At 65.1% G+C, this 19,419-nt stretch carries 20 protein-coding genes; 8 read left to right on the forward strand and 12 right to left on the reverse strand.

From position 1 onward, the window contains the following. Positions 1 to 24: 24 nt before the first annotated feature. A complete protein-coding gene (ruvA, locus tag ACGYK4_RS02140) occupies positions 25 to 702 on the reverse strand; it encodes a Holliday junction branch migration protein RuvA (RefSeq protein WP_394431453.1) in 678 nt (225 codons plus the stop codon). Beyond that, positions 699 to 1,205 (reverse strand): crossover junction endodeoxyribonuclease RuvC, encoded by a 507-nt coding sequence (ruvC, locus tag ACGYK4_RS02145; protein ID WP_067263543.1) that lies wholly within the window; start codon positions 1,203 to 1,205, stop codon positions 699 to 701. The genes ruvA and ruvC overlap by 4 nt, the downstream gene beginning before the upstream one ends. 353 nt (positions 1,206 to 1,558) lie before the next feature. Between ruvC and ACGYK4_RS02150 the strand changes: the two genes are divergently transcribed. Continuing rightward, the gene (locus ACGYK4_RS02150; RefSeq protein ID WP_394431449.1) at positions 1,559 to 1,777 is read left to right on the forward strand and encodes a DUF1127 domain-containing protein; all 219 of its coding nucleotides are present in this window, start codon (positions 1,559 to 1,561) and stop codon (positions 1,775 to 1,777) included. Between the two features lie 89 nt (positions 1,778 to 1,866). Here ACGYK4_RS02150 and ACGYK4_RS02155 read toward each other — a convergent pair whose 3' ends face one another. From ACGYK4_RS02155 to ACGYK4_RS02170, 4 genes are all read right to left on the reverse strand, one after another. Beyond that, positions 1,867 to 2,211, reverse strand: coding sequence for a hypothetical protein (locus ACGYK4_RS02155; RefSeq protein ID WP_394454901.1), 345 nt, complete (start codon positions 2,209 to 2,211; stop codon positions 1,867 to 1,869). Between the two features lie 110 nt (positions 2,212 to 2,321). Then, positions 2,322 to 3,194: a 50S ribosomal protein L11 methyltransferase gene (locus ACGYK4_RS02160; RefSeq protein WP_271688066.1), complete on the reverse strand. Its 873-nt coding sequence runs from the start codon at positions 3,192 to 3,194 to the stop codon at positions 2,322 to 2,324. An 82-nt stretch (positions 3,195 to 3,276) separates the two neighbouring features. Next, on the reverse strand, positions 3,277 to 4,509 hold the full coding sequence (locus tag ACGYK4_RS02165) for an MFS transporter (protein WP_394454902.1): 1,233 nt from the start codon (positions 4,507 to 4,509) through the stop codon (positions 3,277 to 3,279). A gap of 249 nt (positions 4,510 to 4,758) precedes the next feature. Then, complete coding sequence (locus tag ACGYK4_RS02170) at positions 4,759 to 6,948, reverse strand: primosomal protein N' (RefSeq protein WP_394454903.1); 2,190 nt, start codon at positions 6,946 to 6,948, stop codon at positions 4,759 to 4,761. A 122-nt stretch (positions 6,949 to 7,070) separates the two neighbouring features. Between ACGYK4_RS02170 and fsa the strand changes: the two genes are divergently transcribed. Next, on the forward strand, positions 7,071 to 7,724 hold the full coding sequence (fsa, locus tag ACGYK4_RS02175; RefSeq protein ID WP_067263530.1) for a fructose-6-phosphate aldolase: 654 nt from the start codon (positions 7,071 to 7,073) through the stop codon (positions 7,722 to 7,724). Positions 7,725 to 7,787: 63 nt separating this feature from the next. Here fsa and ACGYK4_RS02180 read toward each other — a convergent pair whose 3' ends face one another. After that, positions 7,788 to 8,708: a nitrilase-related carbon-nitrogen hydrolase gene (locus tag ACGYK4_RS02180; protein WP_394431441.1), complete on the reverse strand. Its 921-nt coding sequence runs from the start codon at positions 8,706 to 8,708 to the stop codon at positions 7,788 to 7,790. A gap of 271 nt (positions 8,709 to 8,979) precedes the next feature. Between ACGYK4_RS02180 and ACGYK4_RS02185 the strand changes: the two genes are divergently transcribed. The 3 genes from ACGYK4_RS02185 to ACGYK4_RS02195 all read left to right on the forward strand — a co-directional run bounded on the left by ACGYK4_RS02185 (position 8,980) and on the right by ACGYK4_RS02195 (position 11,163). Continuing rightward, positions 8,980 to 9,687, forward strand: a complete 708-nt coding sequence (locus ACGYK4_RS02185; RefSeq protein ID WP_067263525.1) for a DUF484 family protein — start codon at positions 8,980 to 8,982, stop codon at positions 9,685 to 9,687. Beyond that, positions 9,684 to 10,628 carry a tyrosine recombinase XerC gene (locus ACGYK4_RS02190; protein ID WP_394446969.1) on the forward strand — a complete coding sequence of 315 codons (945 nt, stop codon included), beginning with the start codon at positions 9,684 to 9,686 and terminating at the stop codon, positions 10,626 to 10,628. Before ACGYK4_RS02185 ends, ACGYK4_RS02190 begins: the two co-directional genes overlap by 4 nt. A gap of 106 nt (positions 10,629 to 10,734) precedes the next feature. Beyond that, complete coding sequence (locus tag ACGYK4_RS02195; protein WP_394454905.1) at positions 10,735 to 11,163, forward strand: PACE efflux transporter; 429 nt, start codon at positions 10,735 to 10,737, stop codon at positions 11,161 to 11,163. Here ACGYK4_RS02195 and meaB read toward each other — a convergent pair. Beyond that, positions 11,160 to 12,134 (reverse strand): methylmalonyl Co-A mutase-associated GTPase MeaB, encoded by a 975-nt coding sequence (gene meaB / locus ACGYK4_RS02200; RefSeq protein WP_394454907.1) that lies wholly within the window; start codon positions 12,132 to 12,134, stop codon positions 11,160 to 11,162. The two genes, ACGYK4_RS02195 and meaB, sit on opposite strands and share 4 nt — an antisense overlap. Before the next feature lie 62 nt (positions 12,135 to 12,196). Between meaB and hrpB the strand changes: the two genes are divergently transcribed. Further along, entirely contained in the window at positions 12,197 to 14,638 is a 2,442-nt protein-coding gene (gene hrpB / locus ACGYK4_RS02205; protein ID WP_394455109.1) for an ATP-dependent helicase HrpB, read from the forward strand. Between the two features lie 52 nt (positions 14,639 to 14,690). Here the strand turns inward: hrpB and msrB are convergent, their stop codons facing one another. From msrB to ACGYK4_RS02225, 4 genes are all read right to left on the reverse strand, one after another. Beyond that, complete coding sequence (msrB, locus tag ACGYK4_RS02210) at positions 14,691 to 15,173, reverse strand: peptide-methionine (R)-S-oxide reductase MsrB (RefSeq protein WP_067268381.1); 483 nt, start codon at positions 15,171 to 15,173, stop codon at positions 14,691 to 14,693. A gap of 82 nt (positions 15,174 to 15,255) precedes the next feature. Next, the gene (locus tag ACGYK4_RS02215; protein WP_067268384.1) at positions 15,256 to 15,810 is read right to left on the reverse strand and encodes a fasciclin domain-containing protein; all 555 of its coding nucleotides are present in this window, start codon (positions 15,808 to 15,810) and stop codon (positions 15,256 to 15,258) included. A gap of 172 nt (positions 15,811 to 15,982) precedes the next feature. Then, a complete protein-coding gene (locus ACGYK4_RS02220) occupies positions 15,983 to 16,675 on the reverse strand; it encodes an anti-sigma factor domain-containing protein (RefSeq protein WP_394454909.1) in 693 nt (230 codons plus the stop codon). Beyond that, a complete protein-coding gene (locus ACGYK4_RS02225; protein ID WP_209218390.1) occupies positions 16,672 to 17,172 on the reverse strand; it encodes a sigma-70 family RNA polymerase sigma factor in 501 nt (166 codons plus the stop codon). The genes ACGYK4_RS02220 and ACGYK4_RS02225 overlap by 4 nt, the downstream gene beginning before the upstream one ends. Before the next feature lie 256 nt (positions 17,173 to 17,428). On the opposite strand from ACGYK4_RS02225, the gene ACGYK4_RS02230 reads away from it, so the two are divergent. Further along, a complete protein-coding gene (locus ACGYK4_RS02230) occupies positions 17,429 to 18,631 on the forward strand; it encodes an NAD(P)/FAD-dependent oxidoreductase (protein ID WP_394454910.1) in 1,203 nt (400 codons plus the stop codon). Then, complete coding sequence (locus tag ACGYK4_RS02235) at positions 18,628 to 19,407, forward strand: HpcH/HpaI aldolase/citrate lyase family protein (RefSeq protein WP_394454911.1); 780 nt, start codon at positions 18,628 to 18,630, stop codon at positions 19,405 to 19,407. The genes ACGYK4_RS02230 and ACGYK4_RS02235 overlap by 4 nt, the downstream gene beginning before the upstream one ends. The last annotated feature ends 12 nt before the right edge of the window (positions 19,408 to 19,419 follow it).

Consider the following 19,419-nt stretch of genomic DNA (forward strand, 5'->3'; position numbering starts at 1 on the left):
ACCAGCCGCCGCGCGCATTCGTGCTCACCCCTTCGGCGCCAGCAGCTTCAGCGCCGCGCGAATGAGCGCCTTGGTATCGGCCTCGGGCGTCTCGCCTGCCGCCTGCGCCACGGCGCCCGCCGCATCGCCCGGCGCATAACCGAGGTTGCCGAGCGCCGAGAGCGCCTCGGACTGGGCGGAGGCGTTGGCGGCGGCAGGTTTCGGCGCGGGGCGCGGGGCGGCGGCTTCGATCACCGCCTCGTCGGCGGCGGCCGCAGTCTCACCCATGGCGTCGGCCACGGTGCCGGTCATCGCCATGACGCCGGGCGCCTTGTCCTTGAGATCCAGCACCACGCGCTGCGCGATTTTCGGGCCGATGCCCTTCGCGGCCTTCACCGCGTTCCAGTCACCAAGCGCGATGGCGCGGCTCACGCCATCCGGCCCCAGCGTGCCGAGGATCGCGAGCGAGGCCTTGGCCCCCACCCCCTGCACCGAGGTCAGTAGCCGGTGCCATTCCTTCTCCACCAGCGTCTGGAAGCCAAAGAGCTGCATCAGGTCCTCGCGCACCACGAGGTCGGTATAAAGCGCCACCGCCTCGCCCACGCCCGGGAGTACTGCCATGGTTCGGTCGGAGACATAGACGAGGTAACCCACCCCGCGCACGTCGATCAGCACGTGATCGGCGGCGCGGTAGTCGATGCGGCCCGAAAGCTTGCCGATCATGCGCTTGCCCTCGCCACCGCTTGGGCCAAGGTGCTCGCCCCGCCGTGATGCGCGTGGCAGATCGCGATGGCCAGCGCGTCGGCGGCATCCGGCCCGGCAATCTCGATCCCCGGCATCTGCATCTTAACCATATGCGCCACCTGCCCCTTATCCGCATGGCCGACGCCGACCACGGTTTTCTTGACCTTGTTGGGGGCATATTCGCCCACCGTCAAACCAAACTGCGCGGGCACCAGCATGGCGATGCCCCGCGCCTGCCCCAGTTTCAACGTCCCGGCGCCATCCTTGTTCACGAAGGTCTGCTCAACCGCTGCCGCTTGGGGCCGCCATGCCGTCAGCACGCGCGTAAGCTGCCCATGCAAGGACAAGAGCCGAGCGCCAAGGTCGTCGCCTTCGGAGTGACAGATGCCATTGGCCACATGGGCGATTCGGCTGCCCGAGACATCGATCACGCCCCAACCCAGATTGCGCAGCCCCGGATCTATACCGATCACCCGTATCATCTCTGCCCTCGATAAAATTGTTGCTTTTTTGGTGCACTAGCACGAAAGGCGAACATCGCAAAGCCCTCATGCGCCGCGGGCGCTTTACGACAGGCGCTCTGTCGCTTTTGAACCGCAGCGTCGAATTGCGCCTCTCCATGGCTCAAAACCGACATGCCGCGCGGTGAATTTTTCCCTTAATGATAGTGGGTTAACCCTGTTCTCGACCCATGCAAAAAACGCAAGGCTCACTGTCGTTTTTGAGGGATTGCGCGGGGCGAATTTCGGGCATACTTGCCGAAAATTCCGTTCGGTAAGGAACGCCATCCCGCCCCCCTGCCGACGCAACCTGAGATCAAACAAAGGACGGCCCCATGGCAGCTTTCGACACTACCCGCACCGCTTACGGCTCCCCCTCGGCCGTCACACGCATCCTTGGCTTTTTCGGCACCTTCTTCGCCGCGGTCGAAGCTTGGCAAGACAGCCGCGCCACCCGCAAGGCGCTGTCGGACCTGACCGATCTTGAACTGCAAGACATCGGCTTGATCCGGGGCGACATCGACCTTGTGGCGCAAAACCACTTCGTGCGTTGACCCTAAGGGATAAGCACCAGCCCAATTAGAAAAGCCGTAGCGGAGAGCCTCCGCTACGGCTTTTTCTTTACGCAAGGGGCGATGCCCCGTTACCGCATGATCGGGCCGGTCAGCTCGGCCAATGTCTGGGTCACCGGGTCGATGGCCATCATCTTGGCGCCGATCTGCTCAAGGTTCGACCCATTGGCGAGGCGCGAGAGGCGTTCGTTATAGGTCACCGGGCCAATCGCGGCGAGGGTGAAGGCTTTAAAGCCGGAAAACACCAGCACTATCAGGAAAAGCCCTGTCATCGGGAAGCCCCGGCGGGCGCGTTTCGGCAAGACAGAGATCAACCCATCGCGTCCGACGCGGGTGACATATCCTCGTTCCAGCTTCCGATGCTTGCGCACCAGAAGTTCGATCCGTTTCGCGAATTGAGCGTGTCCTTCAGCCATCACAGCCTCCGTAGCAATCCGGCCCCCACCGTTTGCTGCCAATTTGAATAAAGTCCAAATGTGGCAACAAAGCGGCAAAAGGGTCGAATGCAACGAAAATGAGGCGTGAATTATACTTTCGTTTGAAGCGTTAGTGTCGTCCAGTCACCAATGCTCTCGCGGTGGGTCAGATTGATGCCGGATCGTGCATAAACCTCGATCACCTCTTCCGCCTGTTCGTTCAGCAGGCCGGAGAGAATCGCATAGCCGCCGGGTTGCAGCGCCGCCGCCATGTCGGGGGCCAGCGCCACCAGCGGGCCTTTGAGGATATTAGCGAAGACCAGATCGAAGGGGGCGGCTTCGGCCAACGCGGGGTGGTCGAAACCCGCGGCCTCCACGCAGGTCACGCGGCCCGTCAGCCCGTTGGCATCGACATTGGCCTGCGCCACTTCGACCGCGACCTCGTCGATGTCACTGGCCAGCACGGTTTCCGGCCAGATGCGCGCGGCGGCCATCGCCAGCACCGCGGTGCCGCAGCCGATGTCGGCGACGTTGCGGCCGTGGAACCCCTCGTTCGCCAGCCGGTCGAGCGCCTTGAGACAGCCCAAGGTGGTGCCGTGATGCCCGGTGCCGAAGGCCATGGCGGCCTCGATCAGCAACGGCTCGCAGTCTTCGGGCACCTTGTCCGCGTCATGGCTGCCGTAGACGAAGAAGCGGCCCGCCTCCACCGGCGCCAATTCGCGCCGCACATGGGCGACCCAGTCGGTCTCGGGCAGTTCGGAGACGGTGAATTCCTTGGCGCCCATGGCCTTGGCCAGCACGGCAAGTGCTGCGGTATCGGGCGCTTCTTCGAAGTAGCCGCCGACTTCCCACAGGCCCGAGCCGTCCTCGACCTCGAAAACACCCACGCCGGTGGGCTCTGGGGTCAGCCGCTCCATCGCCTCGCCCAGGGCATAGGCGGGGTCGCGGCCTTCGAGGGTGGTCAGGGCGGTGAAAGTGGGCATGGCGCGGTCCTTTGCTGCGGTGCGGTTGCGTTTCGCCTAGGGCCGCGCGCGCGCCGGGTCAAGCCATGCTGGGTTTTGCGCCTTATTCGGCGGCCTGCGGCACGACAGGTTGAAAGATCGTCTCATGCCCCGGAGCGGGGTGGCGCGGGATCAGCAGCGACAGCATCAGCGACACTGCTGCCATGCCAGCCGCGAGGAAGAACACCGCCGCCGGAGAGGCCAGCCACAAGAGCCCCAGAAGCACCGGCAGGAAGACCGCGGCGATATGGTTGATGGTGAAGGCCACCGCCGCCGTGGGCGCAATATCCGCAGGGTCCGCGATCTTCTGGAAGTAGGTCTTCAACGCCAGTGCGAGGGCAAAGAACATATGGTCGATGACATAGAGCGCCGCCGCGATCACCACGCCCCAGCCGAGGTAATAGACCCCGCCATAGGCCAGAAAGACCAAGATCAGCCCGATGTATTCCACTGCCAAGGTCCGGCGTTCGCCGAAATGGCCCACCGCGCGGCCCATCAGCGGGGCAAAGAGCATATTGGCGACAAGGTTGATGAGGTACAGCATGGTGATCTCATGCACCTCAAAGCCGAAGCGTTCGACCATCATGAAGCCCGCGAAGACCACGAAAATCTGCCGCCGCGCGCCGGACATGAATTGCAGCGCGTAATAAAGCCAGTAGCGGCGGCGCAGCACCATCTTCTTGTTCTGCACCGTGGGTGCCTCGAACTGCGGATAGGCCAGCATGGCGGTGAGTGCGATGGCGACGGTGACACCGCCGCCGATCATATAGACGATGCTGTAGCTCAGGCTCAGCGTCTCCCACAGCGCCATGATCGCCAGATAGGCCACCAACGTGGCCAGTGAGCCCGCGGCCATGAGCCAGCCGATCATGCGCGGGGCGTCCTCAATCTTCAGCCATTGTAGTTGCAGCGACTGGTTCACCGTCTCGTAGTAGTGAAAGCCGATGGAGCTGAGCATGGTGATCGTCAGGATACCGCCCATGGAGGGGAAATAGGCCGTGACCGCCGTGGCCGCGCCCAGAAGCGCGAGCGAGACCAGCCCCAGCACCTGTTCGCGCATGAAAAGCAGAATGGCGATGACACCGATGGCGAAGAAGCCCGGGATCTCGCGCACCGTATGCAGCAGCCCGATGTCGGACCCGTCGAAATCGGCGACCTCGATGACGAAGTTATTGAGCAGCGCCGACCATGTGTTGAACGCAATAGGCATGGCCAGCGCCATGAGAAACAGCAGGGCCACGGGACGGCGCCAGAACGGCAGGCGCTTGGCCTCTTCGAGGGTGATGAAACGGGTCATGGGATTTCATTACGCCTAAGGCCCGGGGATGGCGAGAGAAAACGCGCAGAGCCGGGCAGCGCCAGACCGGGGGCTGGCGCAGATGATCTTTCAGTTGGGCACTTTATGGCGGCTACTCATATGACACATGCGCAAGCTGCCACTCCGATAGAAAAAGCGCCAGACCATGGGACGGTCTGGCGCTGCCCGGCGGCCTTCGGCCTTGATTCCGGGCTGTTTTGTTCAATGCAGATGCCCTGCCAGCCAGCCTCAATAAAAACTCTGCGGGTCGATATCCACCGCCAGACGCAAATCCCCCTTAAGCCGCAGCCCACCGACCCAGCGGCCCAGCGCCTCCTGCAGCGCCACGCCCTTGTCCGCCTTCACCAACAACCGCACACGATGCCGCCCGCGCACCCGGGCGATTGGCGCGGGGGCGGGGCCGAAAACCTGCGCCCCTACCGCACGCAAAGGCCCGTCATGCCGCGCCAGATGGTTGCCTAGATCGAAGACCGCCGCCGCATCGCTGCCGCTCAGGATGATCCCCGCCATGCGCCCATAGGGCGGCACCCCGGCTTGCCGCCGTTCCCCGGCCTCGGCGGCCCAGAAGGCTTCCTCCTCACCCGCCAAGATCGCCCGGATCACCGGATGCTCAGGCTGATAGGTCTGCAACAGCGCCGCGCCCGGCGCCTCGGCCCGGCCCGCACGCCCCGCCACCTGCCGCATCAGTTGAAACGTCCGCTCCGCCGCGCGCAGGTCCGACCCCGTGAGCCCGAGATCGGCGTCGATCACCCCCACCAGCGTCAGCTTGGGAAAGTTATGCCCCTTGGCCACCAGCTGCGTGCCGATGATGATATCCGCCACCCCCTCGGCGATGCCTGCGATCTCGGCCTTGAGCGCGCGGGCAGAGCCGTACATGTCCGAACTCAGCGTCGCGATCCGCGCCTCGGGCCAGAGTGCCGCCGCTTCTTCGCCCAGACGCTCCACCCCCGGACCCACGGGCGCGAGCTTGCCTTCGACCCCGCATGAGGGGCAGGCCTCGGGCATCGGTTTACTCTCGCCGCATTGGTGGCAGACGAGGCGTTTCAGAAACCGGTGTTCGACCATCCGCGCATCGCATTGATCGCAGCCGATCTGCTCGCCGCAGGCACGGCAAAGCGTGACCGGCGCATAGCCGCGGCGGTTGATGAAGAGCATCGCCTGCTCGCCCCGCGCCAAGCGCGCATCGACCTCGGCCTTCATCTGCGCGGAAATCCACTTGTCCCCCGGCAGCCCCGCCTGCCGCATGTCGATCGCGCCCATCTGCGGCATTACCGCCGGGCCGAAACGCGAGGTCAACTCCAGCCGCCGGTACTTCCCGGCCTCGGCATTGGCCCATGTCTCGAGGCTCGGCGTGGCGCTTGCGAGCACCACCTGCGCGCCGCAGATTGAGGCCCGCAGCACCGCCATGTCCCGCGCATTGTAGAGCACGCCGTCCTCCTGCTTGTAGGAGGTGTCATGTTCCTCATCCACGACGATCAGCCCGAGATTCTGAAACGGCAGGAACAGCGCCGAGCGCGCGCCGATCACCAGCTGCGCGTTGCCCTGCCCCACCATGCGCCAGATGCGGCGCCGCTCGGTCATGGTCACGCCCGAGTGCCATTCGGCGGGCTTGGCGCCGAAACGCTCTTCGACACGCTCCAAAAACTGCTCGGTCAGCGCGATCTCGGGCAGCAGCACCAGCGCCTGCCGCCCCGCCTGCACCGCCGCCGCCACGGCTTCGAGATAGACCTCCGTCTTGCCCGAGCCGGTGACCCCGCGCAAAAGCGTCGTGCCGTAGGTCTCGGACTTGATCCCCTCGCGCAGCACCGCCGCTGCCTTGGCCTGATCCTCGGTCAGCGCCTTGCCCGGCAGCGAGGGATCGAGCGGGCGGAACGGCAGGTCGCGGGGGCTTTCCTCCTCGCGCACGGCGCCTTGGTCGACCAGCCCTTTCACGACCGAGGACGTCACCCCGGCCATCTCAGAAAGCTCCTTCAGCGTGAAAGCCAGATCGCCATATTCCTCCAGCACCGCCATGACCCGCTGGCGCGCATCGGTCATGCGCGACGGCACGCCCTCACCGGCCCGGTAGATTTTGCGCATCGAGGGCGGATCGCCCAGCCCCGGCGCACGGGTTGCCAACCGCAGCATGGCGGGCAGCGGGGTCAGCGTATAGGCTGCGGACCGTAGCAGAAACTCGCGCATCTCCTCGCGCATCGGCGGCGCGTCGAGCACCCGGATCACGTGGCGCACCTTGTTGATGTCGTAATCCCCGGCACCCGGCCCCCAGACCACACCCATCACCTTGCGCGGCCCCAGCGGCACCTCGACAAAGGCCCCTGCACGGCAACCGCCCTCGGGCGCGCGATAATCCAGCGCGCGGCCCAAAGGCTGGGTGGTCATCACCGACAACAACTCACCATGGTGGTAGAATTCAGCCATACCTGCTGCATGCTCCGTGTCACTTGGGGGAATTGAGGCTTTAAGCATCGCAGATCATGCGGTAAAGCCAAGGCAACGAATTGACCCGATAGCGATCACATTCCAACCCGGAAGGAAAGCCCATGAAATTCTTCGTAGATACAGCCGAGATCGACGCCATCGCCGAACTCAACGACCTTGGCATGGTCGACGGCGTGACCACCAACCCCTCCCTGATCCTGAAATCGGGCCGCAACATCCTTGAAGTCACCAAAGAGATTTGTGACCTCGTCGATGGCCCCGTTTCCGCCGAAGTCGTGGCGCTGGAAGCCGACGCGATGATCGCCGAAGGCCGCAAACTGGCCGAGATCGCCGACAACATCACCATCAAACTGCCGCTGACATGGGACGGGCTGAAAGCCTGTAAGGTTCTGTCGGGCGAAGGTCACATGATCAACGTGACACTCTGCTTCTCGGCGAACCAAGCGCTGATCGCGGCCAAGGCGGGCGCGACCTTCATCTCGCCCTTCATTGGCCGTTTGGATGACATCAACCTCGATGGCATGGACCTGATCCAAGACATCCGCACCATCTATGACAACTACGGTTTCGAGACGCAGATCCTCGCCGCCTCCATCCGCAGCGTGAACCACATTCTGGACGCCGCGCGCATCGGTGCCGATGTGATGACCGCGCCGCCCGAGGTGATCAAGAAACTGGCCGCGCATCCGCTGACCGACAAGGGGCTGGAGCAGTTCATGGCCGATTGGAAAAAGACCGGTCAGAACATCCTCTGATCCGGCCTTAACGCGCGAACATCAAACCCCTTCCGCCCGTGGCGGAGGGGGTTTTTCTTTGCCTTAGGCCGCACTCCCTTCGACCGTCAGGTGATCGCCCGACCACAGGCCCGGACGCACCTCGGCCTCGGCCGCGCCTGCGCGGATGCGGCGGCACTGTCCCACGGGAATTGCGGGTGCTTGCAAAACCAAATCCATGCCCTGCGCCGCCGTCTGGGGCGGCAGGGCCGCATGCATTCCGTCCAAAGCCACCGAAACGTCGCACGGCAGGTAAACGCTCGCCCCGCCCACGCCGGTATCCTCTTGCCATGGGGTCAGCGGCGCGCCGACGGCGCCGACACAGCAGACGGCGGTTTGCAATTCGATCGCCCGCGCCCGCGCACAGCTGAACACACGGTTATAGCCGGTGATCATGTCGGTCTTGGCCGGAATGATCACCAGATCGAGGTTCAATTCCCCCAGCTTCGACCAAAGCGCGGTATATTCCGCATCGAGACAGATCGCGATGACACAGCGCAAACCGTTCCACTCGAACAGGTTGATCCCCGTGCCTGCGATGGTCACGCCGCTGGCGCCATTCGCCTCAAGCGGGGTCAGGCTCAGCTTGTTCTGCACTTGCAGCCCGCCATCGGGGGTCAGAAACCACGCTTGATTAAGGTAACCTTCGGGCGCATCGACCGAAGGGAAGGCCACGGGAAAGGTGCCGGGCAGCAGGGCCACGCCGGTTTGCTCAACCATGCGCCGCATCGGGTCGAGCGCCAGCGTGGCGGTCTGCGCGAGCCAGCCAAGCTGCTCTTCCGCAGGCAGGTCGGCGGGGGCGAAACTCAGCCACTGGGCGCAGCAAAACTCGGGCATTACCAAAAGCTGCGCCTCACGCGCGGCGGCCTGTTGCAGGCGCGTCTCGACACTGGCGAGCCAGCTTTGCAGCGAGTCCGGCGCGACCTGAAGGTTGGCGGCCCAAAGATCGACAGAGACATGTTCCATGTAAGATTTCCTCTCCCGGCAAAGACCTCTCCCACCGCATCCGGGGATATGCGGCAGGCTTCGATCAGGTACGCGCGGCCCTACGGCTGAAATCCGCGCGTCGACCGAGGCCAACACGTCTGCGCAGCTTTTGTTCCGCCGGGCTTCGTTCTACATCCCGGCTTGACGCAATGCGGCAACAAAGACCGCAGGCGGCAGGACCCGTGACCAATTGGGGGCAGATCTTGACGCCCCAGCATGCTATGACACCGCAAATCAAAAAGAGACGCCCATGAGCAGCAGCCCCAAAATCGACGACGCCCTGCGGGAGGCGATCATCTCAGCGCCTGACGTCATTCTTGACGACAGCGACGTGATGCAGGCGCTGATTGCGGCCAATGAAAAGGCCATGGGCGGCAATATCGTCGACCTGCGCGGCATCGCGATGGAGCGGCTTGAAACCCGGCTCGACCGGCTGGAAGACACCCATCGCAGCGTCATCGCAGCGGCCTATGAGAACCTTGCCGGGACCAACCAGATCCACCGCGCCATCCTGCGCATGCTCGACCCAGTGGAGTTCGAGACTTTCCTGCGCGATCTCGGCGGCGAAGTGGCCGATATCCTGCGCGTCGATGCGGTGCGGCTGGTGTTGGAATCTACTCAGAACGACAATGACCCGGCGGTGCAGCGCTTGGGCGATGTGCTCAGCGTGGCCGAACCGGGGTTCATCGACGACTACCTGAGCCAAGGGCGCGGCGGCATGGTGCGGCAGGTGACCCTGCGCGCACTGCAAGACGGATCCGAAGCGCTTTATGGCAGCAAGGCGGGGTGGATCCGGTCCGAAGCCTGTCTCAAGCTTGATTTCGGCCCCGGACGGCTGCCCGGCCTGTTGGTCATGGGCGCCGAAGACCCGCATATGTTCGGCCCGCAACAGGGCACCGATCTGCTCACCTTCTTTACCGGCGTGCTGGAGCGTTCCATGCGCCGCTGGCTGTCTTGAGCGAGAAGGCAAATCCGCTGCTGATCAGCCCCGCCGCGCGGGACGCGCTTCAGACGTGGTTGGAACACCAAAGCGCGCTGAAGGATGCGGCCGAAAATACGATCATCGCCTACCGGGGCGATGTGACCGAATTCCTCACCTTCATGACGCTGCATAAGGGCGACACCCAAGGTCTGGGGGCGTTGGCGAAAATCACCATCAGCGATATGCGCGCATGGATGGCCAGCACCCGCAGCGGCGGGGCGGGGTCACGGTCGGTCGCGCGCAAACTCTCGGCGGTGAAAGCCTTTTACCGCTGGCTGGCCGAGCGGGAGGGGTTCGAGCCCACTGCCGTTCTGCTCGCCCGGTCGCCGAAGTTCACCAAAAAACTGCCCCGCCCGCTGGCCGAAGACGCCGCCCGCGCGCTGATCGACTGTGTCGAGACCCAAGCCCGCGCCCCATGGGTGGCGGCGCGTGACGTGGCGGTGCTGACCCTGCTCTGGGGCTGCGGGCTGCGGATTTCCGAGGCGCTGGCGCTGAAAGGCGGCGATGCGCCCCTCCCCGCCAGCCTGCGCATCCTTGGCAAAGGCGGGAAGGAACGTGTCGTGCCGGTTTTGCCCGCCGCCCGCGCCGCGGTCGAAGACTACCTCGCCCTCTGCCCGCACCCGCGTGAGGCGCAGGCCCCGCTGTTCCGCGCCATACGTGGCGGTGGTTTGGGCGCGCGCGCCGTGGCGCAGGTGATGGCCGATGCGCGGATGCAACTGGGCCTGCCCGCCAGCGCCACGCCCCACGCCATGCGCCACAGCTTTGCCACCCATCTGCTCGACGCGGGCGGCGATCTGCGCGCCATTCAGGAGCTTCTGGGCCATGCCTCCCTCTCGACCACGCAGGCCTATACCGCCGTCGATACCGCGCGGCTGATGGAGGTCTATAACAACGCCCACCCCAAGGCGGGCCGCTGAACCCCTTGCACCCCGCGCGTCAATCGCCATATTGGCCCCAAGCGAGGACGACCTCCCCCATTTGGGCAGCCACTCGGGACGGCCCGACCAATACCGGGACCACCCCATGCGCAGCACCGCAGACCGCATCCGCCACGCCCTTAGTTTTGAGATCATCGCCCTGCTGATCGTCACCCCCGCCAGTGCTTGGCTCTTTGACAAGCCCATCGGCCATATCGGCGTCGTCGCTGTGGTCAGCGCCAGCATCGCGACGGGGTGGAACTATGCCTACAACCTCGGCTTCGACCACGCCCTGCGCCGGTTGCGCGGCACGGTGAAAAAGACGGTGCCGATCCGCGTGCTTCATGCCGTGAGTTTCGAGATCGGGCTGCTCTTCGTGCTCTTGCCCTTCATCGCGTGGTATCTAGAGATTTCTCTGCGCGAAGCCTTCTTGATCGACGTGTCCTTGGCGGTGTTTTACCTGATCTACGCCTTCGTCTTTAACTGGATCTACGACGTGCTCTTCCCCGTCTCGGAACCCGCAAACGCGTCTTAGTCTGCCCTGAGGCGGCGGACGAATTCCGCCGCCGCTTCCGCCGGATCACGCGCGCCATCGGCCACGGCATCGCTGAGCCGCGTCAGATCGTCCATGGCCTGCGGGGTCTCAAGCTGCGCCAGAAGCCGCTGCTTCACGTCCTGTTCGAACCAATAACGCGCCTGTGCGGCGCGGGTGCGGTCCCAGAACCCGTTTTCCCGGCGCCAGTCGGTCAGTTCCTGCAAAGCGGCCCAAGTCTCCTCCAGCCCGTTTTCCTCCAGCGCTGAAACGGCGGTGGCACGCGGAAAACCCTCGGGGTCCTGCGGGCGCTTGCGCAACAGGCGCAGGGCACCGGCATAGTCAGCGCGGGTACGCGCGGCGGTGGATTTCAGATCGCCGTCGGCCTTGTTGATGACGATGAGGTCGGCAATCTCCATGATGCCGCGTTTCACGCCCTGCAACTCGTCCCCGCCCGCCGGTGCCAGAAGCAGCACGAAGACATCCGACATCTCGGCCACCACGGTTTCCGACTGGCCGACGCCCACGGTCTCGATCAGCACCACGTCGAAGCCCGCCGCTTCGCAGAGTCGCACCGCCTCGCGCGAGCGGCGCGCGACGCCGCCGAGATGCGTTTGGCTGGGCGAGGGCCGGATGAAGGCATTGGGATCACGGCTCAGCCGGTCCATCCGCGTCTTGTCACCAAGGATCGAGCCGCCGGTGCGCGCCGAACTGGGGTCCACCGCAAGCACCGCCACCCGTTTGCCCTGCCCCGTCAGCATCATGCCGAAGCTTTCGATGAAGGTGGATTTGCCCACACCGGGCGTGCCCGACAGCCCGATGCGCAGCGCCTGCCGGTCGGTGGGCAGCTTCGCCAACAGCTCTGCCGCCGCCGCGCGGTGATCGGCGCGGCCCGATTCCACCAAGGTGATCGTCCGCGCCAATGCGCGGCGCTCTCCTGCTATGATGCCTTCGGCCAATGTCTCGATATCCATGGGGCAACTTTTGCGGGGGGCGGGTGGAATTGTCCATCCCCACCCTTGGCGCGGCGCGCGCGATGCCCGATAACCGCGCCATGTCCAACGCTGATTTCGCCCTGCCCATCGACGCCGTCCTGCCGGATGTAATCGCCGCCCTGCGCGACACGGGCCGCGTCGTGCTGCAAGCGCCCCCCGGCGCGGGCAAGACGACGCGGGTGCCGCTGGCGATGCTGGAGGCCGGGCTGACCCAAGGCCGCATCCTGATGCTGGAGCCGCGCCGCCTTGCCGCCCGCGCCGCCGCCGCGCGCATGGCAGAAAGCCTCGGCGAGGAGACCGGGCAGACCGTCGGTTTTCGCGTGCGCGGCGCCTCGGCGGTGTCCAAGGCCACGCGCATCGAAGTCGTCACCGAGGGCATCCTGACCCGCATGTTGCAGGACAACCCCGACCTGCCGGGCGTCGGCGCAGTAATCTTCGACGAATTTCACGAACGCTCGCTGAACGCCGATCTTGGCCTCGCCCTTTGTCTTGAGGTCGCGGGCGCGCTCCGTGACGACCTGATGCTGGTGGCCATGTCCGCCACGCTCGACGCCGCCCCGGTGGCCGCGCTGATGGCGGCGCCGATCGTGACCTCCGAGGGGCGCAGTTTCGAGGTTGAACCGCGCTGGCTCGACAAGCCCATGGGCAAACAACGGCTAGAGAACGCCGTGGCTGACCTCACGCTGAAGGCGCTGTCGGAATCGCCCGGCTCCGCGCTGGTCTTCCTGCCCGGCGAGGGGGAGATTCGCCGGGTCGAGGCGCTTTTGCGCCCTGCCCTGCCCGCAGATTGCACCCTCGCTCCGCTTTTCGGCGCGCTTGATTTCAAGGCGCAGCAGGCCGCCATCGCGCCCGCGCCCTCGGGCCGCAAGGTGGTGCTCGCGACCTCCATCGCCGAGACCTCCCTGACCATCGAAGGCATCCGCATCGTCGTCGACGCGGGCCGCGCGCGGCGCGCGCTCTTCGATCCGGCCTCGGGCATGTCCCGGCTCGTGACCGAGCGGGTGACCCGCGCCGAGGCGACGCAGCGCGCGGGCCGTGCCGGGCGGCTCGATACCGGGGTGGCCTACAAGCTCTGGACCCGCGGCGAGGAAGGCGCGCTGGCGGCCTTCCCCCCGGCGGAGATCGAGGCGGGCGACCTCACCGGTTTTGCGCTGGAACTGGCGCTCTGGGGCGCGCAGGCGAGCGATCTGAGCTTCGTCACGCCGCCCCACGCGGGCCGTCTGGCCGAGGCGCAATCGGTGCTCCAGATGCTGGGCGCGCTCGACGGCAGCGGGCGCATCACCGAACATGGCCGCGCCTTGGCGAAACTCCCCCTGCACCCACGATTGGCGCATATGGTGGCCCGCGGCGGCCCTCGCGCACCGATGCTCGCAGCCCTTCTCGCCGAGCGAGACCCGATGCGCGGCGCACCCGTCGACCTTGCGCTGCGGATGGACGCGCTGGCCGGAAAACGCACCGCCACGCCGCCCCATGCCCCGACGCTGGCGCGCATCAAGGCCGAGGCGAAACGTCTGGCACGCGGCGCGAAGGGCGACGGGCCGGACTCCTTGGGCGTGCTGGCGGCCCTCGCCTACCCCGACCGCGTCGGGCTGCGCCGCAAGGGCGAGGCACCACGCTATGTACTCTCGGGCGGCAAGGGCGCCGTGCTGCCAGAGGCCGACCCGATGGCGGGCGCGCGGCTCTTGGTGGCCACCGACCTTGACGGCGACCCGCGCGAGGCGCGTATCCGGCAGGCGGCGCTGATCTCGGACGCCGAGTTGCGCGCTACCTTCGCCGATCAAATCCGCTGGCAGGATGTCTGCCTATGGTCGCGCCGCGAGGGGCGTGTGCTGACCCGCAAGCAAGAGGTCTTTGGCGCGCTGATTCTAGAGGACCGCACATGGCCCGATGCGCCCGCCGATGCAGTGGCGGTCGCGATGCTGGACGGGGTGCGGCAATTGGGGCTGAACCCCGGCAAGACGGCGGCGCTGTTTCTGGCCCGCGCCCGGCTGATGCCCGCGCCCTTCCCCGATTTCAGCGAAGCGCATCTGATGGAGACGCTGGAAGACTGGCTGCTGCCGCATCTCACGGGCGTGCGCAGCAGCGCCGATTGGAAAGGGTTCGACATCACCCCGGCGCTCAAAGCCCGGCTGAGTTGGGAGCAGCAACAAGAGTTGGACCGCTCGGCCCCTGCCCATTTTGAAACCCCGCTCGGGCGGCGCGTGGCCATCGACTACAGCGGAGAGACCCCCGGCATCGCGCTGCGTTTGCAAGAGATGTTCGGCGTCACGCGGCACCCGACGGTGGGCGGCCAGCCGTTGCAAGTCACCCTGCTATCACCCGCGCAGCGCCCGGTGCAGGTCACGATGGACATCCCCGGCTTCTGGGCAAGCTCCTATGCCGATGTGCGAAAGGACATGCGCGGGCGGTATCCGCGTCACCCCTGGCCCGAAGACCCCACGGTGGCGGACCCAACCCTGCGCGCCAAACCGCGCGGCACCTAACAAGGCAGCGCGCCGAAAGCGGCGCGCGATCCGTTGGGGTGAGACGTATCTGTTAAGCCGCGACGAACTTCAGCGAGACGCCGTTGATGCAATGCCGCTTGCCCGTGGGCTCTGGCCCGTCATCAAAGATATGGCCCAGATGGCTGCCACAACGGTCGCAATGCACCTCGGTCCGGCGCATGAAGAAACTGTTGTCGGCCATGGTCTCAACCGCATTGTCGAGCGGCTGATAAAAGCTCGGCCAGCCGGTGCCGCTTTTGAACTTGGTCGCCGCATCATAAAGCGGCTGATCACAGCCCTTGCAGATGAAGGTGCCGGGGCGTTTCTCGTCGTTCAGCGGGCTGGTAAAGGCCCGCTCCGTATCGCCTTCGCGCATGACCGCATATTCCAAATCGCTCAACATCGCGCGCCACTCGGCCTCGCTGCGGGTAACCTCGAAGTCGCCCTCGACATAGGCCGCCAAGGTGCCGCGCGCACCCAACCCGATGGCGGTGGCGCCCAGAAAGGTCGATGTCAGAAAATGACGTCTGTTCATGGTGTTACTCCTCGCGTTCGGGTGGGATGGCGCCGGGCCAGCATGGGGGTACTGGCCCGGCAACAGGGGTATGGGTTGCCTCTTATTTGGGCACCAACACGCTGTTTACAACATGGATCACCCCGTTGGACTGGTTCACATCTGCGATAGTCACGCGCGAGGCATTGCCGCTTTCGTCGATGATATAGACGTTGCGGCCCTTCACCTGCGCCGACAGCGCATCGCCGGAGACGGCGTTAAAGTGGTAGAACCCATCACTGGAGGCGCGTGCCTTGGCGGCGATGTCGGCGGCGGACCATTTACCGGCCACCACATGGGCGGTCAGCACTTTGGTCAGCATGTCCTTGTTCTCGGGCTTGAGCAGGGTCTCGACAGTGCCCGCAGGCAGCGCGTCAAAGGCGGAGTTGACCGGGGCGAAAACGGTGAACGGCCCTTCGGAGGCCAGCGTATCGACCAGACCGGCGGCCTTCACGGCGGCCACCAGCGTGGTGTGATCGGCGGAGTTCACGGCGTTTTCGACGATGTTCTTATTCTCGAACATGGGCGCGCCGCCCACTTCGGGATTGGCGGCGATGGCACCGGTGGCCAGCAGAGCGGCAGTGGCGGTGGCGGCGGCGAATGTCTTGAGCGTCTTCATTGGGTTTCCTCCCTTGAATGCCCCCCGTTGTGGGCGGCGATACTGGACCCACGGGGCAGACGTGAGAGGAGTTTCAGAATGGTTCAAAAAATTCGCAACAAAAGCATAACGCGTTGTAAGGGGGGTGAAAAATGAAACGCCCTGCTCGGTCAAAGCAGGGCGTTTCGGGGGGTTAGAGTTCCGCCACAGCACCAGCGGCCATGACCTCTCCGGTGGGGACACCGCCGGGTGCGCCGCCGGGCGGCTCATCGGTGATGGCCAGCGTGATCTGCGCCGCCTCGGGCGCCAGATCAGCAGGCAAGGCCACGCGGTTGACCTCTCCCTCAGGCAGCACGCCTAGAGAGATCGGCGCGCGGTCCGGCAGGATTGCCCAAAGCTCCAGCACGCGGCCCGCGGGCGCGTCGCCCGAGACACGGCGCAGCGCGATATCGCCGCGCGACATATCCATGACGGCCAGCAATTCCAGCGCGCTGTCCTCGGCGGCCATGCGGGTGGCATAGACCTCGGCCGGGGGCTGCATCGGCGGCTCGCGCAGCATCGGCAGGGCAAGGAAGGCCACGGTGGCCAAAGCCGCCACCGAAATCCCCTGCCACAGCCAAAGCCGCTGCAACAGCGGCACCTGCCGCGCGGGGAAGAGCCGCGCCATCAGCGCGCGGCGCAGCTTCGCGGGCGGGGTGACGGGGGCGATATCGTCGGTCATCGCCACGAAACGCTCCTGCCAATCGGCCACGCGACGGGCGAAATCACGGTCTTGCATCAGCCGGGCGCGGGCCGCGGCACGGTCTTCGCCCTCCAACAGGCCCAAGGCCATTTCGGCGGCCAGCAGATCGTCGTCTTCCGGCGGGGTGATGGGGGTGTCGCTCATATGCTCATACACTCCCGCAGGGCCATCAAACCACGGCGCAGCCATGTGCGCATGGTGTTGAGCGGCACGTTGAAACGCTGCGCAAGCTCGGCATAGCTGTCGCCATCAAGGTACGCCCCGCGCACCGCAGCACCGCGATCCGCTTCAAGATCATCCAGACAATTGGTCAGCCGCTTGGCCTCTGACGCGGCCACGGCGGATTGCTCGGGGTTCGGCCCCGGCGCGGCCAGTTCCAGCCCCGGCGTGTCGATATCCTGATGGCCCTTACGGGTGGCGCGCAGCCGGTCGATCGCCGTGTTGCGCGCAATGGTAATCAGCCACGTCATCGGCGACAGGCCATTGGCCTGATAGCGGTCGGAATTATTCCAGATTTTGACGAAACTGTCCTGCATGGCATCCTCTGCTGCGGCGCGTGTGTCCAACACACGCAGGCAGACCCCGAATAGTTTCGCCGACACCCGATCATAAAGCGCCTCAAAGGCGGCACGGTCCCCCATTGCGACCTGCGCAATCAGACGCTCAATCTCTTCGCGGTCGCTGTCCAAGGGCCACTCCTTTGGGCGGTCATCTGTGTTGCGGCATAGCGCTCATGGTGCGACAGCCGCAGTAAAAGTCAACCCTGCCTCATTCATGGGCACAGGCGCAACCCATCGCCGCAAAACGAAAATTCGCGCCGCGCTTCACAAAGATTGCAGGCTTTGAATGCTTAGGCTACCCACGATTCAGAGGGGAATGCGCAAAAGGAGACTGTGCATGCAAAACGCGCTTGAGACGTCCTATGACGTGGTGATCGTGGGCGGGGCCATCTATGGTTCGGCTTTGGCTTGGTGGCTAACCAACACGCCGGAGTTCGACGGCGAGGTGCTGGTGGTCGAGCGTGATCCGACCTATGAATTCGCCTCGACCAGCCATACGAATTCCTGCATCCGCCAGCAGTTCAGCGCGCCTGTGAACATCCAGATTTCGCAGTTCGGGGCCGAGTTCATCAGAAACTTCCGCCAGTTCATGCATGACGATCCCGAGGTGCCGGAACTGGCGCTGCAAAGCTTTGGCTATCTCTACTTTGCCGACACGCCCGAGTTTGCCCAGACCCTGCGCGAGGCGCAGGGCATCCAGACGTCCATGGGCGCGCACACCCGGCATATGACCAAGGATGAGATCGCCGCGCGCTATCCCTTCTACATGCTCGACGATGTGATCGCTGCCAATCACAATACGGTGAATGAGGGCTATTTCGACGGCGGCACGATGTTCGACTGGTTCAAACGCATGGCCAAGCGCCGCGGCGTGACCTTTGTGCATGACGAGGTGACCGGCATGGTGCTGAACCCCGCGGGCAGTGCGGTGGATGCGGTGACGCTGAAGTCCGGCGCGACGGTCTCCTGCGGGACGGTGGTCAATGCCTCTGGCCCTCGCGCGGCGGCGACGGCGCAGATGGCCGGGATCACCCTGCCCGTGGTGCCGCGCAAACGCTACACCTTCATCTTCGACGCCGCCGAGCCGCTTGAGATGGACCTGCCGCTGACCATTGATCCCAGCGGCGTGCATATGCGCCAAGAAGGCAAATATTATATGGCCGGTTGCCCGCCAGAGGATGACTATGACGCGGCATATGATGATTTCACCTTCGACCATTCGATCTGGGAAGAGAAGGTCTGGCCCATCATCGCCACCCGCGTTCCGGCCTTTGAGCGGGTCAAGGTGATCAACGAATGGGTCGGCCATTACGCCTATAATACCGTCGACCAGAATGCGATTCTGGGTCGGCACGACAAGGTCGCGAACTTCGTCTTCATGAACGGCTTTTCCGGCCACGGCTTGCAACAGGCCCCTGCCATCGGGCGCGGCACGGCAGAGTTGATCACCCATGGCGGCTACCGCACGCTCGACCTCACGCCGCTGGACTACGCGCGGATCGTGCGTTCCGAGAAATTCGTCGAAAGGGCCGTGATATGAAATTGCGCGAGAACAGCTTCCTCACGGCCATCCGCGCCGGGCAAAAGCAGCTGGGCCTCTGGGTCTCCCTCTCCAACGGCTATGCCGCCGAGGTGGTGGCCCATGCGGGCTATGACTGGGTGATGCTGGATATGGAACAAGCGCCCAGCGACATGGCCTCGGTCCTGGGGCAGTTGCAGGCGTTCTCGGGCAGTGAGACCACGGCGATGGTGCGGCCCGACTGGAACGATGCGGTCAAGGTCAAACGGCTGATGGACCTCGGCGCGCCGGGGCTGCTGTTTCCCATGGTGCAGACCCCTGATGAGGCCCGCGCCGCCGTGGCCGCCTGCCGCTATCCGCCCCGCGGCATTCGGGGCGTGGCCGGGCTGAACCGCGCCAACCAGTTTGGCCGGGTCAAGGATTACAACGCCGAGGTCGAGAACCAGACCGCCATTCTGATCCAGCTTGAAACCCGCGCCGCCGTCGAAAACGCCGCCGCCTTTGCCGAGGTTGAGGGGATCGACGGCATCTTCTTTGGCCCCGCCGACATCGCCGCCGACATGGGCCATCTTGGCCAGACCCTGCACCCCGAGGTCTGGGAGCTGATCCGCCCCGCGGCCAAACTCTTGATGGACAAGGGCATTCCCGTGGGCACGCTGGTCACCGACCCCGATTTCGCCGCCCAACTGCTGAACGAAGGCTTCACCTTTGTCGCCTGCGGCACGGATGTGGGCCTTTTGGCCCAAGGCGCCGATGTCCTGCGTGCGAAGGTGCGCGACAAGATTTCTGAGACGTGAAAGGAAGATGTT

Source organism: Sulfitobacter sp. 1A13368 (assembly GCF_043557275.1).
Classification (GTDB): domain Bacteria; phylum Pseudomonadota; class Alphaproteobacteria; order Rhodobacterales; family Rhodobacteraceae; genus Sulfitobacter; species Sulfitobacter faviae.

Bases quoted from the DNA above. Each gene is read 5' to 3' on its own strand.
- ruvA (WP_394431453.1), bottom strand. From the start codon at position 702: ATGATCGGCAAGCTTTCGGGCCGCATCGACTACCGCGCCGCCGATCAC.
- ruvC (WP_067263543.1), bottom strand. From the start codon at position 1,205: ATGATACGGGTGATCGGTATAGATCCGGGGCTGCGCAATCTGGGTTGG.
- ACGYK4_RS02150 (WP_394431449.1), top strand. From the start codon at position 1,559: ATGGCAGCTTTCGACACTACCCGCACCGCTTACGGCTCCCCCTCGGCC.
- ACGYK4_RS02155 (WP_394454901.1), bottom strand. From the start codon at position 2,211: ATGGCTGAAGGACACGCTCAATTCGCGAAACGGATCGAACTTCTGGTG.
- ACGYK4_RS02160 (WP_271688066.1), bottom strand. From the start codon at position 3,194: ATGCCCACTTTCACCGCCCTGACCACCCTCGAAGGCCGCGACCCCGCC.
- ACGYK4_RS02165 (WP_394454902.1), bottom strand. From the start codon at position 4,509: ATGACCCGTTTCATCACCCTCGAAGAGGCCAAGCGCCTGCCGTTCTGG.
- ACGYK4_RS02170 (WP_394454903.1), bottom strand. From the start codon at position 6,948: ATGGCTGAATTCTACCACCATGGTGAGTTGTTGTCGGTGATGACCACC.
- fsa (WP_067263530.1), top strand. From the start codon at position 7,071: ATGAAATTCTTCGTAGATACAGCCGAGATCGACGCCATCGCCGAACTC.
- ACGYK4_RS02180 (WP_394431441.1), bottom strand. From the start codon at position 8,708: ATGGAACATGTCTCTGTCGATCTTTGGGCCGCCAACCTTCAGGTCGCG.
- ACGYK4_RS02185 (WP_067263525.1), top strand. From the start codon at position 8,980: ATGAGCAGCAGCCCCAAAATCGACGACGCCCTGCGGGAGGCGATCATC.
- ACGYK4_RS02195 (WP_394454905.1), top strand. From the start codon at position 10,735: ATGCGCAGCACCGCAGACCGCATCCGCCACGCCCTTAGTTTTGAGATC.
- meaB (WP_394454907.1), bottom strand. From the start codon at position 12,134: ATGGATATCGAGACATTGGCCGAAGGCATCATAGCAGGAGAGCGCCGC.
- hrpB (WP_394455109.1), top strand. From the start codon at position 12,197: ATGCCCGATAACCGCGCCATGTCCAACGCTGATTTCGCCCTGCCCATC.
- msrB (WP_067268381.1), bottom strand. From the start codon at position 15,173: ATGAACAGACGTCATTTTCTGACATCGACCTTTCTGGGCGCCACCGCC.
- ACGYK4_RS02215 (WP_067268384.1), bottom strand. From the start codon at position 15,810: ATGAAGACGCTCAAGACATTCGCCGCCGCCACCGCCACTGCCGCTCTG.
- ACGYK4_RS02220 (WP_394454909.1), bottom strand. From the start codon at position 16,675: ATGAGCGACACCCCCATCACCCCGCCGGAAGACGACGATCTGCTGGCC.
- ACGYK4_RS02225 (WP_209218390.1), bottom strand. From the start codon at position 17,172: ATGGGGGACCGTGCCGCCTTTGAGGCGCTTTATGATCGGGTGTCGGCG.
- ACGYK4_RS02230 (WP_394454910.1), top strand. From the start codon at position 17,429: ATGCAAAACGCGCTTGAGACGTCCTATGACGTGGTGATCGTGGGCGGG.
- ACGYK4_RS02235 (WP_394454911.1), top strand. From the start codon at position 18,628: ATGAAATTGCGCGAGAACAGCTTCCTCACGGCCATCCGCGCCGGGCAA.